This is a genomic window from Sphingomonas longa (assembly GCF_016892685.1).
Lineage (GTDB): Bacteria > Pseudomonadota > Alphaproteobacteria > Sphingomonadales > Sphingomonadaceae > Sphingomonas > Sphingomonas longa.
The window spans coordinates 42,039-54,062 of record NZ_JAFEMC010000007.1 but is presented as its reverse complement, the minus strand read 5'-3'; the positions used below and the strand labels follow the sequence as shown (position 1 = coordinate 54,062).

The following is a 12,024-nucleotide window of genomic DNA, read 5'->3' as shown; positions in this document are numbered from 1 at the left end:
CTCTACCATCCGACATCCGGATGTTTATTCACCCGCTTGTCGTTGGAGGGTCCGACAAGTCCTTTGAAGACTGGATCGGCCCCCGGCGCAGCGAGGTGTTGAGGGAAAGGTATGGCTGCGAAACGAAACCGACCAAGGCGCCTACGTGGGAAGGTGCTTGCGCGCAGACGCCAAGATGGACGTCGATTACCCGCCGCTGTGGGAATAGGGCATCGCTGCCGGTGCGAAGGTCCGCGAACGCAGGATGCGCGCTGGCTGACCGGTGCCGTCGCTGGTGACGATATACAGGTCGGTGCTGCCCGGCCGGATCGCGCTGTTGGTCGATCCGAGGTTGTGGCCGGCATCGCGGTCCGGCAGCAGCACCTGACCGATCGGCACGCCGTTGCGGCCGAATGCCAGCACCCTGCCCTGCCCGTACAGCGCCACATACAGGTTGCCGTCGCGATCGGTGCGCAGCGAGTCCGGTGCCGGCCCGGTGAAGCGATAGGCGAGCGCGGTGCCGAGCGGCGCCGGATGCGTCGCATCCGCCAGCAGTACGCGGTACAGCGCGTTGCGGCCGAACTCGGTCGCCCACAACGTCTTGCCGTCGGGACTCAAAGCCACGCCGTTCGCCATCGCGATGTTCGGCAGCACGACGGTAGCGGTCTTTGCGTTGGGCGCGACATAATAGATGCCGCCCTTCGGCTCCGTCGCCGTGCCGCGGAAGTCGGAGAAATACAGCCCGCCCTCCGCGTCGAACACCACGTCGTTCGGCATGAACCCCGCCGATGCCGGGATGATCGTCGTCAACCCGCTGCCGTCCGGCCGTATGCTCAGGATCGCGCCCTTCTCGCCCGGGATATCGATCGCGGCGATGAAGATGCGGCCGTCGCGGTGGATCGCGAGGCCGCCCGGCCCCAGTCCCTGCAACGTCACGACGGTCGACACGCGCTTGTCCGGCGTCACCCGCAACACGCGCCGCCCGGCGACATCGGAGAACAACAGATTGCCGTCGCGTTCGAACGCCGGCCCCTCCAGATCGCGCACGCCGGGCAGTTCCAGCCACGGCACCGCCGTGACCGTCTGCACGCCGCGCTCGCCGGGCGGGATCGGCACCGGCGTGCGTGTCTGCGCGTCATAGGTCAGCGCCTGCTGCGCCGGGGCGGCAGCGGGCATGATGGCGGCTCCGGCGATCAGGCCGGTGACCAGCATACGAACAGCGATCATGAGCGAGCGTCCTTTCAGCGAGTCGGCAGCGCGAAGGCGACGAGCTTCGTCCCCGCCGGCATCGAGAAGGCGGGACGGCCGCCGGCCGCGACCACCACCATCTGTCGCCCGCTCCGCGGCGCGCGATAGGTCAGCGGCGTGGCGCTGGCGCTGAACGGGATGCGGACGTGCCACAATTCCTTGCCCGTCGCGGTGTCGAAGGCGCGGAACGCCTTTTCCGCCGCGGCGCCGATGAACACGATGCCGCCGCGCGTGGTCACCGCACCGCCGCCGTTCGGCGCGCCGATCGTGATCGGCAGCATCGACGGGATCCCGAGCGGACCGAGATCGCGCGCGGTGCCGAGCGGCTTGGACCACAACAGCTTGCCGGTGCGCAGGTCGATTGCGGAGATCGATCCCCAGGGGGGCGCGGTGCACGGCGATCCGAGCGGCGACAGGAAGTTGGTGCCGATCGCGCCATACGGCGTATTCTCCATCGGCCGATCCTTCGATCCGCCTGCATCAAGGCCGTCCGACAGCTTGAGCTTCTCCTTGATCGCCCGCTCGCGCGTCATCAGCTCGACACGGTCCGGCAGTTGCATCCAGTTGACGATCATGATGCCGCGATCGACGTCGATCGACGCGCTGCCCCAATTGACCCCGCCGATCGAACCCGGCGCCTGCAACACCGGCTTGTTGAGCGTCAGCGGCGTGAACTGCCCCTCATACCGCGAGCGTTTGAACAGGATGCGACAGATCATCTGGTCGATCGGCGTGACGCCCCACATATCCTTTTCGCGCAGAACCGGGCCGCGGAAGGCGGGCAGCGACAGCGACGCGGGCTGCGTCGGCGACAGCCGCTCGCCGGGAACGATCCCGCCCTGCGGCGTGCGCTGTTCGGTGACCGGCAGGATCGGGCGACCGGTCTGGCGATCGAGCACGAACACCTCGCCGCGCTTGGTCGGCTGGATCAGCGCGCGGCGGATGCCGTTCGGCGTCGGCAGGTCGACCAGCGTCGGCTGCGACGGCACGTCGTAATCCCAAATGTCGTGATGCACCGTCTGGAAGCGCCAGCGCAGCCGGCCCGTCTCCGCATCCAGCGCGATCACCGACGATCCCAGCGCATCGTCGAACGGCCGGCGCTGACCACCGAAATTGTCCGGCGTCGCGCCCCCGATCGGGAAATAGACCAGCCCCAGCGTCTCGTCCGCGCTGATCGGCGCCCAGCTATTGGGCGACGAGTGGGTATAGGTCTCGCCGGCCGGCGGCGCGCCGATCCGCTCCGGGTGACCCGCGTCGAACGCCCAGGCGAGTTGGCCGGTGACCGCGTCATAGGCGCGCATCACGCCCGACGGCCCGCCCCATTGCTGGCCGTCGGGGATACCGCCGCCGACGACAACTTTACCGCGCACGATCTGCGGCGCGGAGCTGACGTAATATTGCCCGTAGGGGTAGCGGCCGATACCGTCCTTCAGGTTGACGCGACCGCCCGCGGCGAAGCCGGGACAGAAGCGGCCGGTGCGCGCATCGAGCGCGACGAGGTTGGGCGTCTGGTTCGCCATGAAGATGCGTTCGGCGCACAGGCCGGTCGCGCCGGGAACCTTGTAATAGGCGACGCCGCGGCAGGGCTTGCCGGTTTCGGTCGCGCCGCCGGAGGTGTCGACGCGCCAGCGCACAGCACCGGTTTCCGCATCGAACGATACCGCGCGGCTATAGCCGTCGCACGCGTAGAGCGCGTCGCCGATCATGATCGGCGTCACCTCCAGCCCGTTGGGCTTGCCCCGCCCCGCCGGGCCGAAATCCGCTTCCCACACCTGCTTCAACCCGGCGACGTTGCCGGCGTTGATGTCGGTCAGCGGGCTGAAGCGCGTTCCGCCTTGATCGTTGCCATAGGCCTGCCAGTCGGTGGCGGTGATCGCCGCGAGCGGTTGCGGCAGGCGCGACGGCGCGGCTCCCTGCATGCCCGTGCGGTAGACCGGCTTCTCCGGATCGGCAGGGCCGATCGCATGCAGCCCGGTGCCGACGACGAGCGCAACCGCCGATGCGGCTGCAAATGCTGGGAGCCCGCGACGCGCCGCGGGTGTCTTGCCGGCGCGCAGTCGCCAGACGGGCGGCAACAGCAGGGCCAAGCCGAGCACGAACGGCGCGATGATCCGCGGTGCCAGTTGCCAGCCGTCGAAGCCGACCTCCCACAGGCTCCACGCCAGCGTCCACACCAGCATCGCCGCGTACAGCGTCAGCCCGCGCGCATCGCCGCGCCAGATCAGCACGCCACTGGCCAGCACCGCGATGCCGGTCACGAGATAATAGAGCGAGCCTCCGTCGAGTACGAGCGCCACGCCGCCGACCGTCAGCGCAAGGCCGACGACCGCCACGATGATCGCTACCGCGCGGCGAACCAGCCGCGCTCCTGTTCCGTCCGGGGCTGCCATGATCATCTTTCCTGAAGGATCGCGGGCTGCGTCGCCCGTCGTATGTTGGGTTGGGATAGCATCGCGCACTGCGGGCCGATCCCCGCGCCCGGCTTAATGCGGCCATGAACGGCGCTCATGTCAGCGGCGCCTGATGGCGGCGGAACAGGTCGACGAGAAAGTCGACGAACACGCGCGTCTTGGGCGACAGCCGGCGGCTCGACGGATAGACGACGTACAGCGCGGTATCGAATTCGGTCGGGCTGACCTCGTAATCAGTCATCACCTGCACCAGTTGCCCGCCGTCCAGATCCTCCTGCACCATCGATCGTTGCAGCATGACGATGCCCAGCCCGTTGATCGCGCTGGTCCGCAACACCGCGCCATTGTCGGTCTGGAGGTTGCCGTTGACCGGCACCTCGATCGTCTCGTCGTCCTTGGTCAGCCGCCAGCGATTGAGGTAGTTGCGCGCCAGGAACAGCAGGCAATTGTGCGCGTCGAGATCGTTGGGCAGGCGCGGTTCGCCGTTCCGCTTGAGATAATCGGGGCTGGCGCACATCACCCGTCGGCTGGGGCTGAGCCGTCGTGCGACGAGGCTGGAATCCTGCAGATTGCCCAGCCACATCGCGACGTCGATCGCCTCGGCGACGAGATCGGCGCGCTCGTCGGTCAGCGTCAGGTCGAGCGTCACGTCGGGGTTGCGACGGAAGAAGTTCGGCAGCGCCGGCACCACGACCTGCAACCCGATCGAGGTGCGAAGATGGACGCGCAGCCGTCCCTTCGTCCCCTGCTGATAGGATGCGACATCGCGTTTCATCGCGTCGATCTGGTCGAGCACCTCGATCAGCCGCTGATAATAGACCGTGCCGGCTTCCGACAGCGACTGCGATCGCGTCGTGCGGTTGAGCAGCCGTACGCCAAGCGAGGCCTCCAACCGACTCAACTGCCGCGCGATCGAGGTCACCGACGTGTCGAGCTGCCGTGCCGCGGCGGACATGCTGCCGCTCTTCACGATCTGCACGAACGCGCGATCCAGCTTCAATTCATCCAGTGCGCTCGCCATCGCAACCCTCCCTGTCATGGTCGGTCGCGCGATGGCCGGCGGCGTTCATGCGACGGCGAACGCCGCGGTCGTGTTCGCGCGAATCTGATCCATGTTAACACCTGGAGCGCATTCGACTAGCTTAAACAATGATATATGATCCGGCCGCCGGAACACCGCCAAGTCGGTGACGATCATGTCGACGACGTTCTTGCCGGTCAGCGGCAACGTGCAGGACGGGATGAACTTGGGGCTGCCGTCCTTGGCATTGTGATCCATCACGACGATGATCTGCTTGACCCCGGCGACGAGGTCCATCGCCCCGCCCATGCCCTTGATCATCTTGCCCGGGATCATCCAGTTGGCGATGTCGCCGCCCTCGCTGACCTCCATCGCCCCCAATACGGTGAGGTCGATATGGCCGCCGCGGATCATCGCGAAGCTCTGCTCGCTGCCGAAATAGGCGCTCTGCGGCAGCTCGCTGATCGTCTGCTTACCGGCGTTAATCAGGTCGGGATCGACCTCGTCCTCATATGGAAAAGGGCCGATGCCGAGCATGCCGTTTTCGGATTGGAGCGTCACCGTCATGCCCGCGGGGATGTTGTTGGCGACCAGCGTCGGGATGCCGATGCCGAGGTTGACGTAGAACCCGTCCTGCAATTCCTGTGCGGCGCGCGCCGCCATCTGGTTGCGATCCCAGGGCATCAGGCGACCTCCCTTTCGCGGGTGAAGCGGAATTCGATCTTCTTGTCGTACGGGCTGCCGACGATCATCCGCTTCACGTAGATGCCGGGCAGGTGATCGCATCGGGATCGAGCGAACCGACCGGTACCACCTCTTCGACCTCGGCGATGCAGATGCGGCCGACGGTCGCCATCGGCTGGTTGAAGTTGCGCGCGGTCTTGCGGAAGATGAGGTTGCCGCTCTCGTCCGCCTTCCACCCCTTGATGATGCTGATGTCCGAGCGGATGCCGCGTTCGAGGATGTACTCCTCGCCGTCGAAGGTCTTCACCTCCTTGCCCTCGGCGACCAACGTGCCGACGCCGGTCTTGGTGTAGAAGCCGGGGATGCCTGCGCCACCGGCCCGGCAGCGTTCGGCGAGCGTGCCTTGCGGGCAGAACTCCACCTCCAGTTCGCCGGAGAGATACTGGCGCTCGAATTCCTTGTTCTCGCCGACATAGCTGGAGATCATCTTCCTGACCTGACGCGTGCGCAGGAGCTTGCCGAGCCCTTCGCCATCGATGCCGGCATTGTTGCTGGCGATCGTCAGGTCCTTGACACCCGAGGCCTGGATCGCGTCGATCAGCCGCTCCGGGATACCGCACAGGCCGAACCCGCCCGCGCAGATCGTCATGCCGTCGTGCAGCAGGCCGTCGAGCGCGGCGGCGGCATCGGAATACAGCTTCCGCATCATTCCGCCCCCAGATAGACGTGGTCGCCATAGGCCGCGCGCACGTCGGAGAGCAGCTTGCCGGTCGGCGCGGCGTATTTCATGCGCTTGCTGGTGAAGACGCCGGTCACCGCGCGCATGCCCACCGCCATCTCCGCCGTCTTCACCAATGCGGTGACGCCGTTCAGCACCGGCGTGCCGTCGATCTGGTGGATGCCCGCCTGCGTCAGCACCGTCATCAGGCTGCCGCCCGCGGGGATCAGTACCTCCGCCCCCTTGGCGAGCGCGACCTGCGCCACCTCGACGAACTGGCGCACCACTTCCGCCCGCGCGGTCTCGTCACGTAAGGCGAGGTCGAACACGCCCGGTCGCTCGACGGTCATATGCTCGACTGACACCATGCGCGAGGACAGGCCCTGCAACTGCACGCCCTCGACGATGCGTGGCACGAACTTCGGGTTGACGTTGATGAGCGAGAAACTCGCGCCCATCAGGCACGCCATCTGCACCGACGATTCCCGCAGGCCGAGCACCGGGATGTTCAGCAGCTCGCGCAATTCGTGCAGGCCGGGTTCGAAGATGTTGCCGACCAGGAACGCGTCATAGCCGTCGCGCTCCGCCTGCATGCCGCGTTCGGTCACCTCGATCGTGTCGAGCAGTTCGAGGTAGCGATACTGGTCCGCCACGGCGCGATGCGGGCTGAGCCCGGCGATCGTGATCTCGGTCCCCGGCGCCGCCGCCTGTTCGACGATCGCCTTCAACTGCCGCCCATAATGGCCGTCGGTCGAGCCGCGCGATACGCCGAAGCTTTGATAATAGAGCCGCATCAATGATCCCTCCGCTGATCGGTCGCGAGCCGGTAGAAGCGCGTGGCGGTACCCCGGAACAGCCGGTCCTTCTCCGCCTCGCTTGCGCCCGCCGCGACCAGCTTCATCGCATTCCAACCCGTCGCATAGCCATGCCCCGGTCGGTCGGCGGGGAAATTGCTCGCGAACATTGCCCGCCCTGCCCCGAACAGTTCGATGCACGTCTCCATCCACGGCCGCCACGCCGCCGCCAGATCGCGTGCGCGCTCCGCCTTCGGAAAGCCGGCGGAGGGCATGCCGAGCCCGGACAGCTTGACCGACACGTTCGGCCGCTCGGCCAGCGCACGCATCCCCGTGCGCCACGTCGCGAAGACGTCGGTGTCGCCCATGATCGGCCCGCCGCAATGATCGACCACGATCGCGGTGTCGGGGAAGTCGCCGGCGAGGCGCGCGAGCCGTGGCAGTTGCGGGTACAGCACCCACGCATCGAAGCTGAGCCCGAGCGGTGCCAGATGCCGAAACCCCTGACGAAATGCGATGTCGTCCATCATCGCTTCGCTGGTGGGATAGGCGGGGTTGAGCCGCGCAGAATTGCGATCCCATGCCAGGATATGCCGGATGCCGCGTACACTCCCCTCCCCCGCCGCCAGATGCGCGTCGAGTACCGGCCGCACCGCATCGCCGAGGGTCAGGTCCGCAAACGGCACGATCGCCGCGGCGACGTTACGTCGTCCCGCCGCCTCCGCCACCCGCCGCGCGAACCGCGTCTCCCCGACCGGCGCGAGCGCCTCACCCGAAGCGATGTCATAGCAATGCCGTGCCTGCACCAGCACCGTCGCGACGACGGCATGCCCGCTGTCGAGATCGGCGGCGAAATCGTCGAGCAGATAGCGCGTGCCGGGTCGATCGTAGAGGTGATGATGCGCATCGACGATCGGCCGATCGGGTTCGACGATCGCCTCCGTCATCATCGCGCCATCGCCAAATCGCGTAACGCGGGAGCGACATTCTCGGGCAGGCCCAGCTCGAACGCGTTGAGCGTCAACGACACCATGCAATAATAGCCGAGCGTCGCGACCAGCTCGACCAAGGCGCGTTCGCCGAGCAGGTCGATCGCCTCGCCGTAGCGCGCTGCGGACAGACGGCCGTTCGCCAGCATCTCCTGCGACACATGGTAGACCAGCTCCGTCTCGGGGTCGGCGAAACGTGGCGGGTCGCGGCGCGCGACGGCCGCGATCACCTCCGGCTCCAGCCCGGCATCGAGGGCGAGGCGGCTGTGCGCGGTCCATTCGTGATGCGACGTCCAGTGGCGCGCGCAGATCAGGATCGCCAGTTCGGTCAGTCGCGCCGGCAATGCCGTGTCGTAGCGCAGCAACTCCCCGACGCGCTGGCCGCGCCGTGCGAGTTCGGGGTTGCGCAGCCACGCGATCATCGGCGCCGGCACCTTGCCGCGCTTGCCCGCCGCCGCCTCGTCGCACACGCAACGCTGCTCGTCAGTCAGCACATCGGGCATGGCGAGCCGTGCCATCAGCCGAGCTTCAGGATGTCGCGCGCCTGCGCCGGCGTCGCCACTTCGTAGCCCAGTTCGCGCACGATCCGCGCCGCGCGCGCGACCAGCGGCGCGTTGCCCGTCGCGAGTTCGCCCTTCGCCATGAACAGATTGTCCTCCAGCCCGACGCGCACATGCCCGCCGAGCACCGCCGCCTGCGCCGCCATCGGGAATTGCTGCGCCGAGATGCCGAACGCGCTCCAATGCGCGTTGCCGGGCAGCATGTTGCGCATCGCGATCATGCCCTCCGACGTCGCCGGCGCGCCCCAGGGGATGCCGAGGCATAGCTGGAAGAAGGGCGGGTCCGCGAACAGTCCGTTGCGGTACATGTGCAACGCCAGGGCGACATGGCCGAGGTCGAAGACTTCCAGTTCGGGCTTCACGCCGACGGCGCGAACGGCAGTCGCGATCGCCTCGATATGGTCGGGGACGTTGACGAACGCATGCCGTCCGAAGTTCATCGTCGCCACGTCGAGGCTGCAGATATCCGGCAGCAATTCCAGCACGTGATCCATGCGATCCGCCGGTGCGGCGATGCCGCCGTCGTTGGCGTTGCGATTGGGGTCGCCGGCATCGGGCATGTAGCGCGCGCCGACGCCGGTGGTGAGATTGATGACGAGATCGGTGCCCGCCGCCCGGATCCGCTGCACCACGTCGCGGTACAGCGCGATGTCGCGGCTGGGCGATCCGTCTTCGGGATTGCGGACGTGGATGTGCGCGATCGCCGCGCCGGCCTCATGCGCCGCCAGCGCCTCCGAAGCGATCTGTTCGGGCGTGATCGGCACGTGCGGGCTCAGCCGGGGGGTGTCGCCCGAACCGGTAAGCGCGCAGCTGATGATGACGGGTCTGCTCACGAATACTCTCCTGCGCCGGCTCTCGAGGGCCGGTTGTTTATCGTTGTGACGGCATCAGCCGGGACGCGCGGCGGTCATGCCGCCGTCCACCACCAATTCGGTCGCGGTGATGTATCCGGCCGCGTCGCTCGCCAGGAACAGGGCGGCATTCGCCACGTCCCAGGCATCGCCCATCCGTCCCATCGGCACGCTCGCATGGCGATCGGCGATCAGCCGGGCGGCGTCGTCTGCGCCGAGTTGCCGGACCAGCCGATGCTCGACCAGCGGCGTATACATCACGCCCGGCACCACCGTGTTCACGCGAATACCCTGCCGGACAAAGGCGATGGCGGTCGATCGCCCGAACGCCACCAGCCCGGCCTTCGCCGCGGCGTAGCCCGCGCTCACCCGGCCGCCGACCTGATAGGTCATGCCGCCGATGCTGCCGATGTTGACGATCGCGCCGCCGCGTCCCGCCGCGTCGAATTGCGCCGTCATCACCGGCAGCACATACTTGCACGCGAGGAACGCGGTGGTGAGGTTGAGGTCGATCTGCGCCTGCCACAGCGTCTCGTCCATCGTCACCGGATCGCCGGGGGCGCTGCCGCCGACGTTGTTGACCAGGATATCGATGCGCCCGAACCGCGCCACGCACGCGGCCACCGCCGCAGCGACATCCGCGCCGTCCGTCATGTCGCAACGCCGCGCCGCCCAGCGATCGGCGATTCCTTCATCGGCGAGTACCGCTCCGGTATCCGCCAGCGCCGCTTCGTTCAGGTCGAGGCCGAACACCGCTGCTCCATGCCGCGCGAGCAGCACCGCGGTGGCCTTGCCATTGCCCCAGCCGTCGCCGACCGAACCCGCGCCGGTCACCAGCGCGACCCTGCCGGAAAGGTCGAAGGGCGCGGCCGACATCACGCGACCAGCCCGAACTCGCGCGCCGCGATGTTAAGCGCGATGTACTTGGAATAGATGCGGGCGTGGGCGAAGCCGCCGCCGATGAACCACAATCCGTCCTGCGCGGTCGGGCGGAACATGTTGTTGAGTTCGCCATCCGGCGCGACGCCCCAGATCGGCCCGAGCTTGTCGGCGATCGCATCGCCGAGCAGGTCGCGGACCAGTTGCTGCTGGCTCTGGAAGCCGGTCGCGGTGACGACCAGATCGGCGGGCTCGACCCGGCCGTCCTTCATCAGCGCGCCTTCGGGGACGAACCGCTCGATATCCTCATATTGCATCAGGCCGACATCGCCGTCGATGATGAGTTGCGCGCAGCCGCAATCGAGGTAGTAGCCGCCGTGCCGCCGCCGGAACTTCATCTGGTGGCCGGTCTCGTCCTCACCGAAATCCAGCTTGAAGCCGCGCGCCGCGAGGCCGGCGAGCAGATCGGCATCGACCTGCTTGATCCGCTTCACCGCCGCCTGATAGCCGCGCACGAGCAATGGATAGCTGCCCGCCGCCGCGATGATGTCGGCGTCGTCGGTGGGGAGTTCCTCGTCGTAATAGAGCGAATGGACGAGGCCGGCCGCCTTGACGCTGGTGATCGTCGACGGGCCGCGCTGGATCAGCGTCGCATCGACACCGTGGCCGTGCAGGTCCTGCGCCACGTCGTGGCCGCTGGTTCCGGCCCCGAGCACCAGCGCGCGCTTGCCCGCCCATTCGGCTCCGCTGGTGAAGTCGCTGGTGTGCATGACCGTCCCGGCGAAATCGTCGAGGCCGGGAATGTGCGGTGTCGTCGGCTTGCCCGCGACGCCGTTGGCGAAGATCAGGTGGCGCGGATGCAGCGTGCGCTCACTGCCGTCGGCACGTCGCACGCGTGCGTTCCACGTGCCGCTCGCCGCATCGTGATCGCCGCCCAGGAAGGACGTACCGGTCCAGACGTTGCACTCCATTGCCCAGGCGTAGTTTTCCAGCCAACCGCCGATCATGTCCTTTTGCAGGTACTTGGGCCAGTTGGGTGGCCACGGCAGGTACGGCATCTGGTTCAGATTGACCTGATTGTGCAGCGCCAGCGAATGGTAGCGGTTGCGCCAGGTATCGCCGACACGGGCGTTGCGGTCGATCACCAGCGTACCGACGCCGAGCAGACCCAGCCGCGCCGCGATCGCCAGTCCCGCCTGCCCCGCGCCGATGATGACCACCGCCGGCTCGCGATCCTCGAACGCCTGTTCCTCGGCGCGCAGGTCGCTCCAGTTCGCCCCGCCGAAGGTGCGCGAGGATGCCGGATCGACCGGCCGCCGCTTTCCGACCGGTTCCTCATGGCCCTTCAATTCGTTGAGCGATGTCGCGAGCACCCAAGCCCGCGTCGGGTCGTCCGCGAGCAACCGCACCAGCCCGTCGCCGCGGCCATTACCCGTCTCGAACGTGAAGATCGCCTCGATCGATTCACGGCCGTGGCGCGTCACGATGCGGGGCGGGGTGCGATCCCGCGCCAGCGTGAAGCCGGATGCCTGCACGCGCGCCTGCGCCTCGATCAGCCCGGTGACGACCGTGTCGCGATCGTCGTGCGGCGTGATGCTCCAGGTAAACGCCAGCAAGTCGCGCCAATGGCATTCCTCGCCCAGCACCGCGTGCAAAGCGGCGGAATCGCGGGCGACCAGTGCCTGTTCGAACGATGCCAGCCAGCGATCGACCAACGCGCCCAGGTCCGGCTCCGCATGATCGGCATACGCTGCCGATAGCTGCGGCCTACGCGCAGGGTCCATTCGCTCCACTCCCTCAACGCCCGCGCCATCACGCGCCGGGTCGTCCAGGGTTTGGCGCAAAAGCGAGCGACACGCCTACGCCCGGCCACGGCAAGCATCTTCGCGT

10 protein-coding genes and 1 pseudogene are annotated in these 12,024 nt (G+C 67.5%); all 11 read right to left on the bottom strand.

Annotation, left to right across the window (positions count from 1 at the left end; all coding sequences use genetic code 11):
- Positions 1 to 186 precede the first annotated feature (186 nt).
- Entirely contained in the window at positions 187 to 1,206 is a 1,020-nt protein-coding gene (locus ILT43_RS18265) for an SMP-30/gluconolactonase/LRE family protein (RefSeq protein WP_204200426.1), read from the bottom strand.
- Between the two features lie 14 nt (positions 1,207 to 1,220).
- Positions 1,221 to 3,617 carry a membrane-bound PQQ-dependent dehydrogenase, glucose/quinate/shikimate family gene (locus ILT43_RS18260; protein ID WP_204200425.1) on the bottom strand — a complete coding sequence of 799 codons (2,397 nt, stop codon included), beginning with the start codon at positions 3,615 to 3,617 and terminating at the stop codon, positions 1,221 to 1,223.
- A 115-nt stretch (positions 3,618 to 3,732) separates the two neighbouring features.
- Complete coding sequence (locus ILT43_RS18255; RefSeq protein WP_204200424.1) at positions 3,733 to 4,659, bottom strand: LysR family transcriptional regulator; 927 nt, start codon at positions 4,657 to 4,659, stop codon at positions 3,733 to 3,735.
- A 45-nt stretch (positions 4,660 to 4,704) separates the two neighbouring features.
- Positions 4,705 to 5,343 carry a 3-oxoacid CoA-transferase subunit B gene (locus tag ILT43_RS18250; RefSeq protein ID WP_204200423.1) on the bottom strand — a complete coding sequence of 213 codons (639 nt, stop codon included), beginning with the start codon at positions 5,341 to 5,343 and terminating at the stop codon, positions 4,705 to 4,707.
- Positions 5,343 to 6,052 (bottom strand): annotated as a pseudogene (locus tag ILT43_RS18245) (CoA transferase subunit A). Before ILT43_RS18245 ends, ILT43_RS18250 begins: the two are co-directional and overlap by 1 nt.
- Positions 6,049 to 6,855, bottom strand: a complete 807-nt coding sequence (locus ILT43_RS18240; RefSeq protein WP_204200422.1) for an aspartate/glutamate racemase family protein — start codon at positions 6,853 to 6,855, stop codon at positions 6,049 to 6,051. The pseudogene ILT43_RS18245 and the gene ILT43_RS18240 overlap by 4 nt, the downstream one beginning before the upstream one ends.
- Positions 6,855 to 7,805, bottom strand: coding sequence for an amidohydrolase family protein (locus ILT43_RS18235; protein WP_204200421.1), 951 nt, complete (start codon positions 7,803 to 7,805; stop codon positions 6,855 to 6,857). Before ILT43_RS18235 ends, ILT43_RS18240 begins: the two co-directional genes overlap by 1 nt.
- Entirely contained in the window at positions 7,802 to 8,362 is a 561-nt protein-coding gene (locus ILT43_RS18230) for a carboxymuconolactone decarboxylase family protein (protein WP_204200420.1), read from the bottom strand. The genes ILT43_RS18235 and ILT43_RS18230 overlap by 4 nt, the downstream gene beginning before the upstream one ends.
- Positions 8,362 to 9,237: a 3-keto-5-aminohexanoate cleavage protein gene (locus tag ILT43_RS18225; RefSeq protein WP_204200419.1), complete on the bottom strand. Its 876-nt coding sequence runs from the start codon at positions 9,235 to 9,237 to the stop codon at positions 8,362 to 8,364. Before ILT43_RS18225 ends, ILT43_RS18230 begins: the two co-directional genes overlap by 1 nt.
- A gap of 54 nt (positions 9,238 to 9,291) precedes the next feature.
- Complete coding sequence (locus ILT43_RS18220) at positions 9,292 to 10,131, bottom strand: SDR family NAD(P)-dependent oxidoreductase (protein WP_204200418.1); 840 nt, start codon at positions 10,129 to 10,131, stop codon at positions 9,292 to 9,294.
- Entirely contained in the window at positions 10,131 to 11,918 is a 1,788-nt protein-coding gene (locus tag ILT43_RS18215) for a flavin-containing monooxygenase (RefSeq protein WP_204200417.1), read from the bottom strand. The genes ILT43_RS18220 and ILT43_RS18215 overlap by 1 nt, the downstream gene beginning before the upstream one ends.
- Positions 11,919 to 12,024 lie beyond the last annotated feature (106 nt).

Excerpts from the sequence above, each read along its gene's own strand:
- ILT43_RS18260 (WP_204200425.1), bottom strand. The coding sequence starts at position 3,617 with ATGGCAGCCCCGGACGGAACAGGAGCGCGGCTGGTTCGCCGCGCGGTA.
- ILT43_RS18265 (WP_204200426.1), bottom strand. The coding sequence starts at position 1,206 with ATGATCGCTGTTCGTATGCTGGTCACCGGCCTGATCGCCGGAGCCGCC.
- ILT43_RS18220 (WP_204200418.1), bottom strand. The coding sequence starts at position 10,131 with ATGTCGGCCGCGCCCTTCGACCTTTCCGGCAGGGTCGCGCTGGTGACC.
- ILT43_RS18240 (WP_204200422.1), bottom strand. The coding sequence starts at position 6,855 with ATGCGGCTCTATTATCAAAGCTTCGGCGTATCGCGCGGCTCGACCGAC.
- ILT43_RS18215 (WP_204200417.1), bottom strand. The coding sequence starts at position 11,918 with ATGGACCCTGCGCGTAGGCCGCAGCTATCGGCAGCGTATGCCGATCAT.
- ILT43_RS18250 (WP_204200423.1), bottom strand. The coding sequence starts at position 5,343 with ATGCCCTGGGATCGCAACCAGATGGCGGCGCGCGCCGCACAGGAATTG.
- ILT43_RS18255 (WP_204200424.1), bottom strand. The coding sequence starts at position 4,659 with ATGGCGAGCGCACTGGATGAATTGAAGCTGGATCGCGCGTTCGTGCAG.
- ILT43_RS18235 (WP_204200421.1), bottom strand. The coding sequence starts at position 7,805 with ATGATGACGGAGGCGATCGTCGAACCCGATCGGCCGATCGTCGATGCG.
- ILT43_RS18230 (WP_204200420.1), bottom strand. The coding sequence starts at position 8,362 with ATGGCACGGCTCGCCATGCCCGATGTGCTGACTGACGAGCAGCGTTGC.